A 17,006-nucleotide genomic window follows, 5' to 3' on the forward strand; every position below is an offset into this window, starting at 1 on the left:
TTTGGGAGGGAATTGCGGCATGAATTTCCTCCCAACGTGTCGCGACTGCGACGCCGAGATGCCGGAGCCGGTTGAGTCCGAACAGACTGCTCAGAACCTCGCTGCGTTTCACGCAGATCGGTCCGGCCACCGCGCCTACGTCGAGGAGGTCGATGAGCCATGAGCGGCGAGAAGCTCCACGCCAAGTGTCTCCGATGCGGCTGGCACGTTCGCGCGGGCGACTGGCTCGCCGCGGACCTCGTCTCTGGCGCGCACGAAGACGAGACGGGTCACGAGACGACGACCGTCGCTGACGGGGAACTGGAGTTTTCGAAGGCATCCGAAGTCGGAGGATCGGCATGAGCGCGGACGAACCCTCGGGATCGAAGGGTGCAGGACCGGATCTCAGTCACCTCGAAGTCGTCGCGTTCCGGAAGTTGCTCAACACACTCGCCGTCCCGGACGACGAAGAACGGATGGACACGGACCTCGGTCCCATCGACGCGGCCAACCGCATCGTCGACCGGCTCGACCGCCTCGAACACGAACTCGAACAGGAGCGGGAAGCTCGGAAGCGTGCAGAACAGCTTGCCGAGGACGCGCTGGCGATGGCCGAACAGATCGACGACGGTCGACGCCCGGACGGTGGTCCGTCGAAGAAAGAGGTCGCCATGCGCATCTCTCGTGACGAGGTTATCGTCCAGACTGCGAAGGGGAAGAACGCGGGTCCACGAAACGCGGGCGGGAAGCGCGCGGACCAGATCGGGTCGGTGTCGAACTCTGAGGTTCAGGCGATGGCTCGGCCGCAGCACGACCTCCGCTGGCAGTCCGTCGACGACGCTTGGACTGACCTCGTCTCGTCTTTTGAGGCGTTCCACGTCGACGAGTCGGGCGAGGAGAAGCGACTCACGGTGAACCCCGAACTACTCACCGGGTCGCTGGTTCGGACGGTCGAACGCTCTGTGGGTCGGAGTGACCTCGCCAAGCGACTTGTTGGTGACTCCGAGACTGCCGGGGGTCGATAGCCGATGAAACACGCCTCGGACCGGCCACCACCAACTCAATAAGTAAGAATACAGCAGTACAGCCTCTCGTAAGCAACTATTCATTAGTCGTAGGTACGTCGGTCGGAGCGTCGTCGGAGCGTCGACGGTGCGGGTTTTCTGGGGGCTTGGTGGCTTCGAGGCCGCCAACAAGTCTCTTGGTGAGTCTATGTTTGAATCCAAATTATACTGGCCCGGTTCAGACGTGATGTACATACATTAGGTTTACCCCCTCACCCTGGTCAGGTTTTAGACTCTGGGGGATCACGTCATTGTATGAGCAATTCCAGTACCGAGGACGATTCGAATCACGACGTGATGATATCTTACTCTCATTCAGATTCTAAACAGGTTGCCGAACTACTCTATGAAGAATTGACTGCCTACGGTTTGGATGTCTGGTATGATGGTGTTGAATTAACTATTGGGTCCAATATCAGAGACTCAATTGATAAGGCGCTAACTTCGTCAGACCATGCGGTGATACTGATCTCACCGACGTACTTTGAAGGAATGTCTCAATGGGAACTAGACGGCATAGTTCAAAGGCATAATTCGTCGGAGCATGATGTGATTCTCCCTCTACTACACGAACTTGAGTTTAGTGAGGTTAGAGAGAAGAGTCCCAGTCTGGCCAATATTATCGGTGAGAAAGTAACTGATGACAACATCGACGACATCGCTGCAAAGCTCTATACTGCAATCCAGTCTTCAGATGCTAACGATGAACCCGATATAGGTGATATCGATAGCGGGAGTAGAGTAGATATCCAAGTAAGTCTAGAAGACCTCGCAGATATCTCAAAAGGTTCCAAAGTCACGATCAACGAATGGAGGACAGAAGGGACGCCACACGACAGAGGTGTCCGTGCGGTGAAAATGACCGTAGATGAGAGCGGTCTGTCTTATACTGGCTCAAACTTTGTCGGTACAAGCAGAGTAGTGAAAGATGAACCTCTGGAGGGCCATGTCTCGGACATTTCACAGAAGTCTTCGAAAAAGACTGAGTTCACGCTGAGAATCCCTCAAAGTCGACTGGACGACCTCTCTGATGACCCTAGTGATTACACATCTGGGTTCGTGAGATAGGTGTGTGGTTCGTATAGGGCGTTTTCTCAATCTATCTGTCTTGCCTCTTCTGACGAGATAAGGCGAACACCCGATGATATCCCGCCAGCGTCAGTACTAGCCACAACGGCAAGTTGACCGTCTGCGTCAATGCCTCAATCATCGTCGAGAACCTCACCGCCGTCAGGGATGTAGACGTTCTCTAGACGACCGATTCGCGAGCGAACGCCACGGATATCCTCGTGTAGCGACGCTTTTACCTCGCGAACGTACAGGCCGAGAACGACCAGGAGCAACGCGACAACTGGGTCAGTCGTCTGCAAGAGCAAGTCGGTGAGCTCACTCATCGCCACCACCGACCGCGAGGATCAGTTCGAGGAGCGGCGCGACCAGGTACAGAACGACGAGCGCTGCGAGGAAGACGAACAGGAGCTTCGTCTTCGTTTCCGCGGTGCCGTGTTCTTCTCCATCGCGTTCGACAACCACGTCGACGGCGCTTCCTTCCGAACCCCACAGGCCGGGACCGAGGAGGTCGACGGTATCCTCCTGTCCGTTCAGCGTGCCGTCGTACTCCATCACCGTGTCGTAGAGCGACCGAGCGGAGTCTCCGCGGAGATACCTGTTGTTGTAGGTGTCCGTCTCGGAGTCGTTCGTCTCGCCAGTACGCCCGACGTCGGCGAATCCGCCGCCGGGTTCATCGTCGAACTGCCGACCGATGGATTCGTCGACGGAGCCGGCCAGGTGATCGAGGCCGCCCGCGACGGAGCCGAGGAGGCTCACCGCGACTCACCACCACCAATGGCGGCCGCGAGTGCCGCGAAGAGTCCGATGATGAGGGCCGTAACCCCAAGGGTTCCGAGGTTGAAACCACCCTGCGCACCGGACTGAACCTCGCCCATCCCGGCGAGGTCCTCACGGAAGTCGCGGATGGCTTCCTCGACGTTCCCGAGTTCGTCGACGGCGGACCCTGATTCGCTTCCGCCGACGAGATCCGAAACGTTCTCTCGGATTTCGTCGATGGTCCGACTCGTCCGGTCGGTGTCGACCGAGGCGGAACCGTCCGGGTTGATCGTCACTTCGTCGCCGTCGCTGTTTTCGTTCGGGTCAGGACTGACGATGTCGTTGGTCGGCGTCCCCGCGCCCGGCATGCCCGACTCGGAGTTGTTGAGGTCCTCGTCGTCGACGATGTCCGAGTAGGTTTGTCGGTCGTCGTCATCGTCGTCATCATCACCGCCACCACCGCCGAGTTGGTTGGCGAGGCGTTCGCCCGCGGTGAGGTCCTCACGCGGATCGTACGTCTCCCCGGCGCTCGGCGAGTCGTCTGGTGCGACGTACACCATCGGTCACGTACCCCCGCTCGTCTTTTCCGCCAGCAGCTGACGGTAGCGTTCTGTGACGGCGCGAGCGACTTCCTTCCCGAGTTCCAGCGGTGCGTTCGCCGAGACCTCCGACTTGGAGGTGACTCCGGTTCCGTCCGTCTCCGATAGTGCTTGCTTTGCCAGTTCCGTGTCGTTGGGCGTCCATTCGATGACTGCGCCCGTGTCGTGCGTTCTCGTGTACATTAGATTACTGTGTGGCCGGACAGCGTCACAGAGCTCACCGCGTCGTTGGCCGCGAGCGTATCGCTGTCCGTGAGATAGATTTCGACGAGCGTTGCGTCTGCCTCGTTGCTTCCCGAGTTGCTTCGCTTGATGACCGGTGCTCCGTTCAGATCCAGCGTCGCAGTCGCGGAACTCGACTCATCGAACCCGAGCATGGTGAGTCGCCAGACCTCGCCACTCGGTGGACTGATGTTCTCACTCGCGGCGAGCGAGACGTTCACCGGGTCGCCGATCTGACCGCCGGTCGCAGAGGGTGCGATGCCGGTCATTCGCCAGCCCACCCTCCAGCGAGCGTCGACGCGGTCGCGTCCGGGTCACGGAAGGTCACGGTGTCGATCTCCCACTTGTCGAACGAGCCGACGTTCCCGGCGAGGGGGATCGTGAATGTGTCACCCCCGGTGGTTGTGACCTCCATATCGATGTTCCCGGACTTCGTCAGGACGAGTTCTTGAATCGTCTCGGCGGGATTCAGCATGTAGGGGTACTCGGTGCCGTCGAAGTCGAAGCCGTCGCCGTGGGCGTAGTTGTCCGTCTCGACGGTCCCTTGCGTGCTGGTGGCGAGGGTACCACCGGAGCCGCGGACCTCTTGGCTGAACTGGTCAACACCCATCAGAACAGCCTCCGTAGCTGGCCGAGAAAGGAGTCGACCGGGCGGGCCACACCTCCGGCTCTATCGACGACCATGTCGACGGCGTAGTCGTAGGTGTTCGATCCGTCGATGTTGCGGACCTCAACCCCGAGGAGTTCGCCCTCGTGAACCGATTCGCTGGTCGGGAAGATCCAGTAGTCGTCGTCGCCGTCGACGTACTCCTTCCCGCGGAGTTCGACCAGCGGGATACGCTCTCTGTATCCTGGCTCACCCCGTTCGACGAACGGGACGATCTGGAGATCGAGGCGCGGCCCCTGGTAGATTCGAACGGCGACTTCCTCGACTGTCGCGTCTTTCTGCAGGGCGTACGTCTCGGTCTCCACGTCGTCAGGACCGACGTTCCCGGCGAAGCGAAGGCTACTCTTGCGCTCTGAGTTGGTAGACATGAAAGAGGGACCTCCGGGTTAGTTGAGCTTCCCGTGGTAGATACGGGCGCTCGACGCGCTCGGGTCGATCTCGGCACCGTCGGACTCCTCGTCCGCGACGATACGAAGCTGAATCCGCTGGTCTTCCCGTGCGATGGGCGCGAGGGCCGGCATGATGGGTCGCTCAGTACGTGGGTCCGCCGCGGCGTCGGCGAGGGTTTCGAGGTCGCCGATGTTGTAGCGGTGGAGTACGTCGCGACCCTCCGAGTCGGTGACGACCGCGATGAGGTCACCCTTGATGGCGTCCCCAGCGTCGGCGCTTCCGTTACCGCTGGCCTTCAGCTGGGCGTAGATGTGCGAGGCGTTCCCCGCTTGCTTGTTCCGGTAGCCGAAGCCCCAGAACAGGTACTTGTCGGCGGGACACGACTCCTCGTAGACGACGATCTCGTTGCCCGCGCGGAGCGTCGTCTGCTTGAGCATCGCGCCCTTGACCGGCTTCGAGTTACCAGCCTCCGCGAGTTCGGTGTTGTAGGTGAGTGGCGTCGACATGCTTACTCACCTGCCACCGGGATACCGGTCCCCTGGTCGACGCCAGTCGTTTCCTTCAGCTTGTTGTACGCCCACGTCGCCGCGCCCATGATGGCGAGGAAGATCATCACGCCGATAGTGGCGAGACCGAGGTTCTGTGCCGATTCTCCGGGTTCGTCCGTGTCGACTTCGGTGTCGAGGAACGGAACTCCAACCTTTGGCATTGCATTCGAGTCGATGGCCGGGTGTTCAAAAGCCGAAAGTGGAGTGTACAGCACTCAACGCTCAATAATTGAGTGTCGAGGCTCGTTGATGTTTCATATAGTCACGTCGATAAGAACGTCTCATGCCTGTGCTTGGCTATCCGACACTCGTTTTGGGTGCTCTCGTTGCCCATCTCCGGGCTTCTGAGAGCTCCCGCCCGTTCGTCAAGAACGCCTTTCTCCTCGGCGTCGCGGGCGAGTGTGGCGTACTCAGCGGTATCGTACACTTGTCTGGTTCGGCGGGCGCGAGTATCGCCTCGGCGCTCAATTTCGTCGCGGGGGCAGTCGCATGAGCGGTGGAACCTACGAACCCCAATCGGCGACTGACCAGCAATGTGAGCACTGTGGGCTGTATTTCCGCGCTCAGGGAATCCACAATCACGAGACCTCATGCTACCTCCGAGACCACGACACGATGATTCAACCGCTCGATGACCCGGTCTCAGTCCGGGAGACTGAGTCCGGCACACAAGACGAATCGGCAGACGCGGAAGTGCCAGACACTCAACCCGAGGTTGAGGCGGTGACTGACGGCGGGAACCCGGCACTCGATGCGCCTGACCCAGTTGAGGGCGTCGCTACCGACGGCGGAGAGCCGCAAGACCCTGAGTGCCCCGACTGCGGAAGCGACCGGTACGGTATCGTCGACGAACACCGCCGGGCGCTTCCCACGTGGGCGCACGAGTACGACTACATCTGTGCCGACTGCAAGGAGGTCTACAATGGCTGAGGGGCCGCCGTCTCCCGGTGAGTCCCTCACGCCGGAGGAAGGCGTCGCGCCGTCTCACGCCGCGGCAGAGGGCGCTCCTGCAGAGGAAGCGATGGGGTCGGAATCGACAGCGCGGGAGATGCTGTTCGCCACCGAACCGCACCAGTCGCTCGACGGGATGGAATCGCCGTGGGACCCGGACCGTGGTGGTCCGAAGCGACTCGTCCGCGGGTTCCAGAAGATGATCGACGTTGACGGCGTCCCGGCTATCGTCGACGTGACTGTCGGGACGCTGGAGACGCTGGTCGTCATGCGCAAGAACATCGAGAAGGCGCAGCAGGCCGGTGAGGACGACGCGGGTCACGACGAGGGCGATGGCATCGACCCGGACCTCGCGTCGCTGGTGAGTACGGAGGGCCGGTAATGGACCGGTATCACGTCACGGTCGTCGGTGACTCCGGCTCCGGGAAGACGACGTTCCTCCGGGAGATGCACGACACGTTCCCGGGTCTCTCTATCTGGATCGACGATACGGACGCCGGTGGCATCTCCGGGCGCGACCTCGACGACGCCACGACCGTCTACTCCGCAGCTGAAGCTCGCCGGGCGACTGCCTCCCGCATCCGGTGGGTGTGCGACGACGCGATGGAGGTGATAGAGCATGTACGCGCCATCGCGCACGACTACCACGAGCGCACCGGCTATCCCGTCCAGGTCGTCGTCGACGAGGCCCATCGGCATCTCCCCGATTCCGAGAGTGAGTCCAGCGCGAAGGTCAACACGCTGGCCGCGATGCTCCACGAGGACCGAGACAAGGGCGTCAAGGTCGTCATCGCTTCGCAGGACCCACAGGACTTCTACTACCCGCCGGTCAAGCAATGCAAATACCTCGTCTGGGTTGGTCCGCCGTCGACGTTCCACCGGGGTTTCATCCGCTACTACAACCTGAAAGACCTCGACGGCGAGGGGCTTCCATCGGAGCGGTGGGAGTACGTCGTGATTCGCCCGACTGAGCCACCGAGAGCCGTCTATCACGGGGAGACGCGGGAGGTGTACGGATGAGTCCTGACGAAATTTTATATGCGAAAACGGGACCTCCCTTTAGCGAGCCATGATAGGTTCTAGAAAACTACGGTATGTGGCATACGGGGTTGGATTTGGCGTGTTCCTCGTCGGTGCGCTTATCCTTGCTCTAATCACCCCTGCACCAAACGAATCAATCTGGACATACTTACTGCCTCCCTCGATGTCTGGGAGCTTCATCACAGGCGGCGCCGCACTCATCGGAATAACGTACTTTGGAGGCTCGTTACAACAGTAGTTATCACCACAGCTAGAGACTGCAAAGACCAACTTCTCTTTTTGGCGGCTGATGCTTGAGAAAGTCTATAACCTGTTTACATCTACAACTGTCTGTTTTCTTAACTGGTCAAAGAATATCAACCCGAAAAGAATATATATGTGTCTGGTTTCCTGGCTTTCCGGACACTTCTACGGACAGTTTGAGTAATCACACCCCATATAATACATTTATATCGGTTCCCTTACCTAAGAGATTGAAATTAAAAGGCTCTAGAACAAGGTTTAAGTCAATAGAGGGCAAGGCACTAGCCAGTAAACGATGTAGTCACGAATACTTGACTTTCGGCCGGTCAGGACAGTTTCTGGCCGCGGAACACAAGATCAATTGGTACTTGGCTGGTGTTCCGCGGACCGAGAAGCACCCTCTACGGACCGGGGTACTCCCCCAACCTTCGAAGGTGTTCATCTGGACTCTTTGTTTCTGGGGTCTTAGACTTTGCCTTCGTTGGTAGGTCCTACAGAAGCGTCTGCGTATGAAAAAAGGCAAAATCGCAATCACCGAAGCACAGATCTCCGATATTGATACCTCCGTCTTCCCGACGGAGCGGTCGAAAAACGGGAAGAATATCAAAAAGAGCCTCAAGCTCGGCAAAACCAAGACTGACCTCTCGGGTAACGAAGTCACCCGAGGTCGTGCGGCTGTTGAGGACGCTGTCGAAGAACAGGGCTTCCGGATCAATGACGACGGAGATATTGAGGCCGATGAGCCCATCGTTCAGGTTGTCACTGAAGTCGCGGATTTCTTCACCGTCGACGAGGAGTACGTGGTGACCCAGAGCACCAAGAAGACATTCGTCTTCGACTTGCTTGAACGATCTAGCGGCACTCCCGTTCGTTCGGTCACTCTTGATCTTGAATCGTTTATCGAGGGGAACCCAGATGCTGGCTACTGGCTGGCCGGCGTCTACAACCGTGATGAAGACGCTAACTCTGCGAACGCGTACGGAGAGGATAACGTCTTCAACGACGAGGAAATCGGAGATATCCTCCGAAACTCCGATAAGAACCGCATCGGGGTCAAATTCGTCTTCGAAAACTCCGAAGTGAAGATGCTCATCACTGAGTCGGGGTATGTCCAGGTTTACAGGCCAAGTGACTACGATACGCTCCAGTTCAAGCGGTTACTGGACGAGGTCATCCTCCCGCATGCTTACGTTTCGTAAGAGGGCCTAACGCTAGGTTTAGGCCTGACTATTTTTTTGTGGTCCCTTGCCTTGTTGTTCTTCTTCATCACGTTCCCAGACATATTCATAGGCGTATCTGAATATGAATAGTATCCAGGAATAGCAAGTTGCTAGCAGTAGCGCTGATATCGCAATAGCAAACGGAGCAAGCCAACTGGTTTCTTCTCCTGGGCTCTGAGTTAAGTAGTAGACTCCAGCAAAGACTAAGATTGAAACACTGGTTAGCGCCAAATTGCGAAGCGCAATCTTTTGTAGATTGTTTTTATTGATCTTCAGACTTCGTAGACTTGCAACCACAATTACAAAGAATATCACACCCATGATTAAATTGTAATTGCTGTCAACTCCGGCAAATGGGCGATAAATTGTCACTAACCCGTATGCGATGAATGAGAGTAGAGGAATATCGAATTTCGGTTCTATTATAGCGATCTTTGGTTTGATAGTCTCCCAAAAACGATCGTAAAGTACAGCCACCGTTCCCAGTATAGTTAACCCGAATATTAACAAAATCACTATTAGATCCTCGATGAGGAGTAAGTAGACCCCGTACATTATAGAAAATGTGACAAGTGATATCCCTACAGGAAGTGCCCGATAGGCAGTATTCCAACGGCGACTAGCTGTCTTTAGCTTTGATTCGTTACTTTCAATTATGTTTTCGTATTCAGTATATATTGAATTGAATTGGTTCCTGTTACTGACTTTGTCCAATTTTTCTATGTCAGGTGACGGTTCCAGCAAGGTCGGTGACAGAACTTTATATGCATTGATTGTAGAATGGATAAATATGTAATATATTGCACCTGATATCAAAATCAGTGTGACGACTACAAGGCCATCGGTGACTATTCTTGCACCAATCTCAGATACAAATGTAATTTTTTCTAATTGGGATGCCCACTGATCTGCATTCAAGCCTCGCCTTACCTCCTCAAAGGAAATCCGCGTCAACTGCGATTGAAAAGCTAAGAGGACAGATGAGACCAGACCAACGACAGTGAAAATTGTCCGTAAAAACGCAGTAGCTTTGGAGTCTAGTCGCTCTTTCTTTTGGATTTGATTATCAACTCTTCTTATAAGTTGGTCGTATAGAAGTTCTCTGTCATCCATCTATGACCCAAAAATCATCCGTTAGAACTTGTTCCAGTTTCACGCTTGCGTCGGTCAACCTCTTTCCTGACCGCGTGAACGACGAGGTCAATCCGTTCTTCCCGTTGGTACGACTCATAGACCTCGTCGAGGATCGGATCTACCTGCTGGCGCATCCGGATCGCGTGCCGAATCCATTGGCTCTTCGAGTCGCCGTAGGACAACTCGTTCTCGATTTCTTGGTTTAGCTCATCGGGGAGACTCAGGCTTGTTCGGGCCATTGGCAGGTAATCAGTTATTGAATGAATACTGGCACAGGCTATTAAGCGCATGGGCTAGCAAATCTGATTTTCATCAGGTAGTAATTATTAAGTTATTACGGTAATACAGTAGTATCTGTATGGCACTCAGCGTGAACGTCACCATCTCGATGCCGCCAGAGATGGTCGAGAAAATCGATGCTCAGAGCAAGAACCACAAAATGAGTCGGGCACAGTACGTCCGTCACCTCATCCAGCAAGCGCCCGACTCGCCATTCGATGAACCAGACCTGCGGCTCACCGAGAGTCCACAGGTAGACGCTTAGAACGGGGGACTGGAGGCCTTGGAAAGTACCCACTCCCCCACGAACAGACAGCGGCGCGAGGCACGTAAGACTGCCGTTCGGGAGGTATTCGAGTGACTGACCTCGAACCGCTCTCACCCGAGGACGGCGTTGAGCGATTCATCGCCTACCGTGAGCCGAGCGTCCGCGAGTCGACCCTGCAGAACGCGAAGACGCGGCTGAATCACTTCCTCCGCTGGTGCGAGGTCGCTGGCATCGACAACCTCAACGATCTCACCGGACGGAAGCTCAACGACTTCGTTACGTGGCGTCAGGGCGATATCGCGCCCATCACGCTCCAGAAGCAACTCAGTAGCGTCCGCATGGCGCTCGATTTCTGGAGCGATCTGGACGCCGTCGAGGACGGACTGCGCGAGAAGCTACACGCGCCGGAGCTGCCCGACGGTGCCGAGGCACGCAGCATCCACCTGGAGCCGGATACCGCAGAGACGATTCTGGAGTATCTAGACCGCTACCATTACGCGAGCCGGATGCACGCCGTCATGGCGCTCATCTGGCGGACGGGGATGCGCCGCGGAACTGTCCGCGGACTGGATGTCGGCGACCTCAACGAAGACGAGCACGCCATTCAGATCGTCCACCGACCCGAGTCCGACACCCCGCTGAAGAACGGGAACAAGGGCGAACGGTGGGTGTACATCGGTCCTGAATGGATGCGCATCCTGCAGGAGTACATCACCGAGAATCGGCACAAAGTCACCGACGACTACGGGCGTCGTCCGCTCATCACCACGAGCCACGGGCGTATCACGGGCGACACCCTGTACAAGATCGTCAACAAGGCGACCCAACCGTGCGAGTTCGGCCTTCCGTGCCCGCACGACCGTGACCCATCGGCCTGCGAAGCCCGCGGCACGCACGGGTTGCCGAACAAGTGTCCGTCGTCGAAGTCGCCCCACGCGGTTCGTCGAGGACACATCACGCACTACCTGTCGCGGGATGTCGAGCCGGAAATCATCTCGGAACGCTCCGACGTGTCGCTCGAAATCCTGTACCAGCACTACGACGCGCGCACCGCCCGCGAGAAAATGGAAGTCAGAAAAGAACACCTGCCATCATGAACCCGACTAACACTCCCCCGCGAGTCCACTACTTTCTCTCGACACCACGCCTTCGAGCAGTGGCTCCGTCAGGAGCCCTGCGAGTCACGTCGGTGTCGAGTGTAATCGTGCCTGTTCGAGCGGGGATTTGAGCAGCGAGCAACGCGGAGCGTTGCGAGTGAGTTCAATATCCCCGCGAGTCCATTTCCTTCTGTCACTTCGTTCCGTCAGTCAATAGACTCGCTTGCCCCCACTCGCAGGGCCAGCGAGACGACACGGTCGTCTCGCACTGCTCGTGGGGACCCCGCGAGTCCACTACTATTTTCGCGACGCGAGACTATGAGTCGTAACCTTAGGAGTCCGGCGATCACTACTGCGTTGCGGACAGATGCACGTCCAGTTTCTCATTTCTGTCCCATGCCGAGTTGATATGCCACAAAGTACGTACTGAACATTGATATAAGAAGTACGGTGCAGAACGTGCTTAGAAAATAGAAGAGTTCAACGATTGAATTTGGTGAGTTGACACCAAGAAACCGTGATACGACCGCAGAGAATCCAATAGGGGGTAGCGAAACAACCACCAGTACAAATTTACTGGACCATGCGCTGGACCGCCCCAGCATGAAGTCTTTTGGAGGGGTATCCATACTATAATCACACGCAAACAAATGTTTTTAAATCATCAATTTGTCTCACGGCCTGGGCTACTGCTATTTTCGTGACGCCACTCAACGTGGCGAGTCCCGAGTTTAGCGCTCGCGGGGGACGCGTCGTCGCCGCGGAGTCGGTTGGCTCGCTGACACGCCTTCACTTCCGCCGAACCCGACACTTTCACTCCGCTCATGGCGGACTCTCTTACCGTCTCGCTCCGAGGGCGTCGGTATGGAAACACGACGAGGCGAACCCCCGTCGGACCCGACGGCCCTCTTTCGAGCCATCGTCTCGAAACTCCGCGAGACGCGCCGGGGAGTCCACCAACACCGCATGGCGCAGGCGCTCCTCCAGAAGGACGCCAACGGCTCGCGGCTGGTCGGACTCGACGAGGACACCGAGCGGGCGGTCTTTTTCAATCCCGCGTCGCGGACGCTCGAACTGATACCGTTCGACCGGGAGGGGACTCACGAGGAGCGCGCGACGGTGCTGTCGCGTCGGCTGAGCGACCCGTCGTCGTGGGTCGAAGCCAACGCCGCGGGGCTGTCGTGGGTTCACCCGCACTTCCGGTGGGCCTGCGGGTTGGACGACGCCGGGCACTCGTGAGTCGTCAGACCGTAACCGGTGTCCGACCGTGAAGAATTATACGCACGCCGCGCGCACAACACGTCCATGAACGACGAGGAACTCGACGAACTCCGGTCGTCCCTCACGCCCTACGAGTCGAGCGGCGGCGTCACCACCTACCAGAACACCGTCTCCATCGCCTGTCCGGCCTGTGAGAAACCGTTCGACGACTTGGTCGTCTGCGAAAACGACTACAACAGTCTCGAACTGAGCATGATGCTCGACCTCTGTGTGACCCAGCACGACGGCGACGTGCTGCTGTTCACGCACAAACAAGAGGAGTAAGGGCCGCGGCGGTGAGCGCCTTTCGGTCGCTTCGCTCTCTCATTCGGTCGACTCCGTAGCTCCGCGGTCGTCTCGCCAGTCGCGGCTGGTGATTTTGTCGGTCGAAAGCGAGTCGGTCGAACGGGAGCGACCGCCCGGTTATTCGCGCGGCGGGAGGCCGTTTTCGTCGATCACCTCGCCGTCGTCGTCGACGGTGACGATGCCGCGGTTGTTGACCGCGTAGGGGTCCAAGCCGACTTCTTGGAGGAACTGCTTGTAGAGCCGCTCGGCCGTCTCGGCGTCCTTCTGACGGTCGGAGGCGCGGTCGCAGAGCTCGACGAGGTCTTCGGGCACGTCGTTTTCGTGGACGATCCAGTGGTTGATGAGGTCCGACAGCCGCCGGATGGGAGAGGTGAAGTGGCCGTAGATGTCGAAGTTGAGCGCGTAGTGGCCGCCGAAGGGGTCGTTCATGTACTTCGCGCGGGGCATGACCTTCAGCACGGCGCGCTGAATCTTGTTGAGCGTGCGGGAGTTCGCGCTCTCCAAGGCGTCGTTGACGGCCTTCCGGGGCTCGTCCCACGACGTGGACTGGATGCTCACGCCGTCGAGTTCGGTGATTTCGCGGAGCGCCTTGTCCCACTGGTCGGGAGTGGGTTGCGGGTGGACGCGGTACATCGCCTCGACGCCGCGGTTCCACATGAGTTCGTGCGTGACGGCCTTGTTCGCCTTCAGCATGCACTCCTCGATGATGGTGTGGGCGCGGTCGCGGCTCGGGTTGAGGACGAGCGAGCCGTCTTCCTTGCGCTGCTCGTGGAGCTGGTCCGCGAGGTCGAAGACCAGCGCGTTCTCCTCGTGGAGGGGGAGGTCGGGGTCTTCCAGCCGGTTTTCACACTGCGTGTAGGTGAGCCGTTCGTTGGAGTGGATGACGGACTTGTAGATGTCGATAGACTCGAACGAGAGCGTGTCCTTCTTGATCTCCATCTCGACGGTGTGCGCGAGTCGGTCCTCCTCGGGGACGAGAGAACAGACCGTCTCGGCCAGCGCCGGCGGGAGCATGTGGATGGTGTAGGCGGGGAGGTAGACGGTGTTGCCGCGCTTGACGGCCTCGGCCCACATCTCCGAACCGGGGTGGACGTAGTGGGTCACGTCGGCGATGTGGACCCACAGCGTGTACGTCTCCTCGTTCTCGCGGATGCTCAGGGCGTCGTCGAAGTCCTGGGCGTCGACGGGGTCTGTCGTCCACGTCGTGAGGTCTCGGAGGTCCTTGCGGTGTTCCAACTCGTCTTCGATCTCCTCGTGGACGCCGTCGGTGCGCGCACGCGCCTCCGAGAGGACTTCCGGCGGGAACTTGTCTCGAATCTCGAACTCCTCGAACAGGTCCTCGCGCTTGTTCTGGAGGTGTCGCGCGAGTTCGGCGTCTATCTCCACCGGTCCTTGCCCTTCGGCGGTCCCGGCGTACGCCTGCGCGTCGTCTGACATAGCCCCGACTAGACGGGGCAGGGAGAAATGAGTGTCGGGCACGAGCCGCGACGAGAGGGAAACGACGTCACTCGTGAGCACGCTCGCGCGCGCCCCGGCGGCGGGCCAAGGAAAGCGACCTCAGCGGCCGCGCTCGCCGGGAGATTCGTACCGCTCTTTGACCGCGTCGAAGTAGCGAAGCAGGAACTCCTCGTTGGTGATGCCGTGTTCTTCGATGTCGATGAGGAGGCCTTCGAGCTCCTCGCGGGGCTGGTGACAGAGCCCCCGATAACAGGACTTACAGAGGTGTTCGAACCGCTTGCCGTGCCGTTCCCAGCGGTTCCCCTCTTTGTCGTACTCGCGCGCCGCCGACCGGAGGACCGCGTCACCGCATGCGATGCACACGACACGTTTCCGGTCCCGGTTCGTCCGGGAGCGCCACATATCGTTGGAGTGGACCCAATCGTACTTAGCAGTTTATCCTGTCACAGTCTGACGCGCGTCAGACGCCGACGCGGTTCGGTTCGGGTTGCTTCGGGTTGCTTCGGGTTGGTTTTGGATTGGCTCGGGTCGACTCGCGTTCGACCGGCCCCCGGGGTCGTCGCCGACACTCGATGCGGAGCGGTCGATTTATCGGCCGTGAGCGTCCACGACCCGGTATGAAGGTCAAGTCTCGCCACCACCTCCGAAGCGACGAAATCGACGCCCTGTGTGATTCCATCGAATCGTCCCTCGGCGTCGCCCTCGACGGCGACGCGTTCGAGGCGGTCGAGTTCGCCGACGCCGACTACGAGGTCGTCCTCGTCGACGGCGAGCCGGCGGTCATGTACGTCGACGACCAGCCGTTTCTCACGGTCAAGGGCGCGAACCAGTTCCCGCCGACGACGAACGTCGTCACGGTCGACGCGGGCGCGGTCTCGTTCGTCTCCAGCGGGGCCGACGTGATGCGCCCCGGCATCACCGAGGCGGACGACACCATCGAGGCGGGCGACCTCGTCGTCATCGCCGAGGAGACCCACGGCAAGGTGCTCGCCGTGGGTCGCGCGCTCGAAGACGGGGCGGACCTCGTCGGCGACTCCGGCAAGGTCGTCGAGTCCATCCACCACGTCGGCGACGACCTCTTCGAGTTCTCCGTCTGAGCCGACTGTTTCTTGCCCCGGCGCGCGCGGCTCTCGGCCGCGTCGGCTACTCTTCGGCGTACTTCTCCAGCGCCGCCTCGTACCCCTCTCGCGCCATCGAAAACGTCTCCCGCAGGTCCCGAAGCGGCGTCTCCGTCGCGTCGACCCGGAGGTCGTTGTAGTACGGCTCCATCTCGCGGTCCTCGGTCGTGGTCACGACGACGGCCGCGCTCTGGACGTCGAGGTCGTCGCGCTTGTCGCCGCCCGCGGCGTGTCCCGCGCCGAGCGCGTCGATGAGTCGCTTCGCGAGCGGCTCGTCGCTGTCGCCGTCGACGCTTCGCTCGTAGGCGTCGGCGGCGGCTTCGACGACTGCCGCGCCCGTGAGCAGGTTGCCAGCGACGGTGTAGTCGTCGCCCTCGCGGTGGCCCGCCCAGCCGAGGCAGTCGTCGCCGGTGAAGGCGAACGTCGTCTCGGAGCCGACGCCGTGGAGCTGTCGCTCCGACCGGCCGTCGTCGGCGTTCAACAGCGCCTGTAGGGCGTCGTCGACGGCGAGGCCGTCTTCGAGGTAGTCCATGCCCTTCTCCCCGAGTTCGACGTTGGTCAGCGCCTGTGTCGCGACCGCGCCGTGTTCACTTGCAAACGGACAGAGGGCCCCGACGCCCGGCAGGCGGGTCGTCACGGCGACGCCGAAGCGGTGCTGGTCGTCGCCGCCGTCGTCGACGTACGACTCGCGGACGCAGATGCTGAAGGTCATCGTGTTCGTCTGCTCCCGCGCGCCGCGAGGTAAAAACACCCGGCGAAACGACGCGGATGGCGCACACGTCGGGCGTCCGCCGGCGTCGTCGCCTCCCGCGGCACTACCCTCCTGTGGCCGTACTGCCGTCGATTCGTCCCGTCTCAGCGCCCAGACATGTCTGGTGTGAGACAATCGTCTGACGTAAGAACTAACCCCGTTGTGGCCTCTCTACGTCCTATGGGTATCATGAGTAAGATTCTCGGTGGTGGTGGTTCCCGAACGACCGAGGACTACGTCGAACTCGACCTCGACGACTTCGACACCGCTCGCGGCGACGCCGGCCTCTCGGTTCACATCGCCGAAATCGGCGGCCAGCAGGACGTTATCGCCATCAAAGACGCCGTCTACGACGGCAATCTGGTCATCGCGGACATCACCCGCCACACGACCTCCGACAACACGATGGAACACATCATCGACGACCTCCGGCAGGTCGCGCGCGAGGTGGACGGCGACATCGTCCAGAAGGGCGACGACCAGATCGTCATCACGCCGACGGGCATCTCCATCTCGCGGCAGAAGCTCAACGGCTGACGCCGGCGGACGACACCCCGCTTACGCTCCGATTTCTCCCCGAGTCG

Annotated in this window: 27 protein-coding genes; 14 read left to right on the forward strand and 13 right to left on the reverse strand. The window is 59.3% G+C overall.

Annotated elements, in window-relative coordinates; all coding sequences use genetic code 11:
* Positions 1 to 159 precede the first annotated feature (159 nt).
* The 3 genes from ABY42_RS01650 to ABY42_RS18930 all read left to right on the forward strand — a co-directional run bounded on the left by ABY42_RS01650 (position 160) and on the right by ABY42_RS18930 (position 2,111).
* Entirely contained in the window at positions 160 to 342 is a 183-nt protein-coding gene (locus ABY42_RS01650) for a hypothetical protein (protein WP_050458531.1), read from the forward strand.
* Positions 339 to 1,004, forward strand: a complete 666-nt coding sequence (locus tag ABY42_RS01655) for a hypothetical protein (protein WP_050458532.1) — start codon at positions 339 to 341, stop codon at positions 1,002 to 1,004. Before ABY42_RS01650 ends, ABY42_RS01655 begins: the two co-directional genes overlap by 4 nt.
* Before the next feature lie 294 nt (positions 1,005 to 1,298).
* Complete coding sequence (locus tag ABY42_RS18930; RefSeq protein WP_082220633.1) at positions 1,299 to 2,111, forward strand: toll/interleukin-1 receptor domain-containing protein; 813 nt, start codon at positions 1,299 to 1,301, stop codon at positions 2,109 to 2,111.
* A 134-nt stretch (positions 2,112 to 2,245) separates the two neighbouring features.
* Here ABY42_RS18930 and ABY42_RS01660 read toward each other — a convergent pair whose 3' ends face one another.
* The 9 genes from ABY42_RS01660 to ABY42_RS01700 are packed head-to-tail and all read right to left on the reverse strand — an operon-like array spanning position 2,246 to position 5,457.
* Positions 2,246 to 2,437, reverse strand: coding sequence for a hypothetical protein (locus ABY42_RS01660; RefSeq protein ID WP_050458533.1), 192 nt, complete (start codon positions 2,435 to 2,437; stop codon positions 2,246 to 2,248).
* The gene (locus ABY42_RS01665; RefSeq protein ID WP_050458534.1) at positions 2,430 to 2,870 is read right to left on the reverse strand and encodes a hypothetical protein; all 441 of its coding nucleotides are present in this window, start codon (positions 2,868 to 2,870) and stop codon (positions 2,430 to 2,432) included. Before ABY42_RS01665 ends, ABY42_RS01660 begins: the two co-directional genes overlap by 8 nt.
* Positions 2,867 to 3,430 (reverse strand): hypothetical protein, encoded by a 564-nt coding sequence (locus tag ABY42_RS01670; RefSeq protein ID WP_050458535.1) that lies wholly within the window; start codon positions 3,428 to 3,430, stop codon positions 2,867 to 2,869. The genes ABY42_RS01665 and ABY42_RS01670 overlap by 4 nt, the downstream gene beginning before the upstream one ends.
* A 3-nt stretch (positions 3,431 to 3,433) precedes the next feature.
* On the reverse strand, positions 3,434 to 3,652 hold the full coding sequence (locus ABY42_RS01675; protein ID WP_050458536.1) for a hypothetical protein: 219 nt from the start codon (positions 3,650 to 3,652) through the stop codon (positions 3,434 to 3,436).
* Positions 3,652 to 3,960, reverse strand: coding sequence for a hypothetical protein (locus tag ABY42_RS01680; protein ID WP_050458538.1), 309 nt, complete (start codon positions 3,958 to 3,960; stop codon positions 3,652 to 3,654). The genes ABY42_RS01675 and ABY42_RS01680 overlap by 1 nt, the downstream gene beginning before the upstream one ends.
* Positions 3,957 to 4,301, reverse strand: coding sequence for a hypothetical protein (locus tag ABY42_RS01685; protein WP_050458539.1), 345 nt, complete (start codon positions 4,299 to 4,301; stop codon positions 3,957 to 3,959). The genes ABY42_RS01680 and ABY42_RS01685 overlap by 4 nt, the downstream gene beginning before the upstream one ends.
* Positions 4,301 to 4,726 (reverse strand): hypothetical protein, encoded by a 426-nt coding sequence (locus tag ABY42_RS01690; RefSeq protein WP_050458540.1) that lies wholly within the window; start codon positions 4,724 to 4,726, stop codon positions 4,301 to 4,303. Before ABY42_RS01690 ends, ABY42_RS01685 begins: the two co-directional genes overlap by 1 nt.
* Before the next feature lie 18 nt (positions 4,727 to 4,744).
* Entirely contained in the window at positions 4,745 to 5,254 is a 510-nt protein-coding gene (locus tag ABY42_RS01695; RefSeq protein WP_050458541.1) for a hypothetical protein, read from the reverse strand.
* 2 nt (positions 5,255 to 5,256) lie between these two features.
* Positions 5,257 to 5,457 (reverse strand): hypothetical protein, encoded by a 201-nt coding sequence (locus tag ABY42_RS01700; protein WP_050458542.1) that lies wholly within the window; start codon positions 5,455 to 5,457, stop codon positions 5,257 to 5,259.
* 454 nt (positions 5,458 to 5,911) lie between these two features.
* Here ABY42_RS01700 and ABY42_RS01710 point away from each other — a divergent pair, with 454 nt between their 5' ends.
* The 4 genes from ABY42_RS01710 to ABY42_RS01725 all read left to right on the forward strand — a co-directional run bounded on the left by ABY42_RS01710 (position 5,912) and on the right by ABY42_RS01725 (position 8,730).
* Positions 5,912 to 6,226 (forward strand): hypothetical protein, encoded by a 315-nt coding sequence (locus ABY42_RS01710; protein WP_082220683.1) that lies wholly within the window; start codon positions 5,912 to 5,914, stop codon positions 6,224 to 6,226.
* Positions 6,219 to 6,629: a hypothetical protein gene (locus tag ABY42_RS01715; protein ID WP_050458545.1), complete on the forward strand. Its 411-nt coding sequence runs from the start codon at positions 6,219 to 6,221 to the stop codon at positions 6,627 to 6,629. Before ABY42_RS01710 ends, ABY42_RS01715 begins: the two co-directional genes overlap by 8 nt.
* Positions 6,629 to 7,267, forward strand: a complete 639-nt coding sequence (locus ABY42_RS01720) for an ATP-binding protein (protein WP_050458546.1) — start codon at positions 6,629 to 6,631, stop codon at positions 7,265 to 7,267. Before ABY42_RS01715 ends, ABY42_RS01720 begins: the two co-directional genes overlap by 1 nt.
* A 773-nt stretch (positions 7,268 to 8,040) precedes the next feature.
* Positions 8,041 to 8,730, forward strand: a complete 690-nt coding sequence (locus tag ABY42_RS01725; protein WP_050458547.1) for a hypothetical protein — start codon at positions 8,041 to 8,043, stop codon at positions 8,728 to 8,730.
* Positions 8,731 to 8,748: 18 nt separating this feature from the next.
* Here ABY42_RS01725 and ABY42_RS19315 read toward each other — a convergent pair whose 3' ends face one another.
* Complete coding sequence (locus tag ABY42_RS19315; RefSeq protein WP_156224343.1) at positions 8,749 to 9,864, reverse strand: hypothetical protein; 1,116 nt, start codon at positions 9,862 to 9,864, stop codon at positions 8,749 to 8,751.
* Between the two features lie 74 nt (positions 9,865 to 9,938).
* Here ABY42_RS19315 and ABY42_RS19320 point away from each other — a divergent pair, with 74 nt between their 5' ends.
* The 5 genes from ABY42_RS19320 (at position 9,939) to ABY42_RS01750 (ending at position 13,074) form a co-directional block, all read left to right on the forward strand.
* Entirely contained in the window at positions 9,939 to 10,091 is a 153-nt protein-coding gene (locus ABY42_RS19320; RefSeq protein ID WP_156224346.1) for a hypothetical protein, read from the forward strand.
* A gap of 152 nt (positions 10,092 to 10,243) precedes the next feature.
* On the forward strand, positions 10,244 to 10,429 hold the full coding sequence (locus ABY42_RS01735; RefSeq protein ID WP_050458549.1) for a ribbon-helix-helix domain-containing protein: 186 nt from the start codon (positions 10,244 to 10,246) through the stop codon (positions 10,427 to 10,429).
* A gap of 92 nt (positions 10,430 to 10,521) precedes the next feature.
* Positions 10,522 to 11,529, forward strand: a complete 1,008-nt coding sequence (locus tag ABY42_RS01740) for a tyrosine-type recombinase/integrase (protein WP_050458550.1) — start codon at positions 10,522 to 10,524, stop codon at positions 11,527 to 11,529.
* 864 nt (positions 11,530 to 12,393) lie between these two features.
* Positions 12,394 to 12,768 (forward strand): hypothetical protein, encoded by a 375-nt coding sequence (locus ABY42_RS01745; RefSeq protein WP_004973561.1) that lies wholly within the window; start codon positions 12,394 to 12,396, stop codon positions 12,766 to 12,768.
* A gap of 66 nt (positions 12,769 to 12,834) precedes the next feature.
* On the forward strand, positions 12,835 to 13,074 hold the full coding sequence (locus ABY42_RS01750; RefSeq protein WP_004065334.1) for a DUF7385 family protein: 240 nt from the start codon (positions 12,835 to 12,837) through the stop codon (positions 13,072 to 13,074).
* Between the two features lie 138 nt (positions 13,075 to 13,212).
* Here ABY42_RS01750 and ABY42_RS01755 read toward each other — a convergent pair whose 3' ends face one another.
* Together ABY42_RS01755 and ABY42_RS01760 are read right to left on the reverse strand one after the other, a co-directional pair.
* The gene (locus tag ABY42_RS01755) at positions 13,213 to 14,532 is read right to left on the reverse strand and encodes an RNB domain-containing ribonuclease (RefSeq protein WP_004973558.1); all 1,320 of its coding nucleotides are present in this window, start codon (positions 14,530 to 14,532) and stop codon (positions 13,213 to 13,215) included.
* A 120-nt stretch (positions 14,533 to 14,652) separates the two neighbouring features.
* Positions 14,653 to 14,955 carry a DUF7562 family protein gene (locus tag ABY42_RS01760; protein WP_004973556.1) on the reverse strand — a complete coding sequence of 101 codons (303 nt, stop codon included), beginning with the start codon at positions 14,953 to 14,955 and terminating at the stop codon, positions 14,653 to 14,655.
* Positions 14,956 to 15,170: 215 nt separating this feature from the next.
* On the opposite strand from ABY42_RS01760, the gene ABY42_RS01765 reads away from it, so the two are divergent.
* Positions 15,171 to 15,650 carry an RNA-binding protein gene (locus ABY42_RS01765; RefSeq protein ID WP_004969073.1) on the forward strand — a complete coding sequence of 160 codons (480 nt, stop codon included), beginning with the start codon at positions 15,171 to 15,173 and terminating at the stop codon, positions 15,648 to 15,650.
* A 46-nt stretch (positions 15,651 to 15,696) separates the two neighbouring features.
* On the opposite strand, the gene ABY42_RS01770 is transcribed toward ABY42_RS01765, so the two are convergent.
* On the reverse strand, positions 15,697 to 16,383 hold the full coding sequence (locus tag ABY42_RS01770) for a DUF1028 domain-containing protein (protein ID WP_050458551.1): 687 nt from the start codon (positions 16,381 to 16,383) through the stop codon (positions 15,697 to 15,699).
* A gap of 219 nt (positions 16,384 to 16,602) precedes the next feature.
* Here ABY42_RS01770 and ABY42_RS01775 point away from each other — a divergent pair, with 219 nt between their 5' ends.
* Positions 16,603 to 16,959, forward strand: a complete 357-nt coding sequence (locus tag ABY42_RS01775; RefSeq protein WP_004969075.1) for a cell division protein SepF — start codon at positions 16,603 to 16,605, stop codon at positions 16,957 to 16,959.
* The last annotated feature ends 47 nt before the right edge of the window (positions 16,960 to 17,006 follow it).

This window comes from Haloferax gibbonsii (assembly GCF_001190965.1).
Taxonomy (GTDB): Archaea; Halobacteriota; Halobacteria; order Halobacteriales; family Haloferacaceae; genus Haloferax; species Haloferax gibbonsii.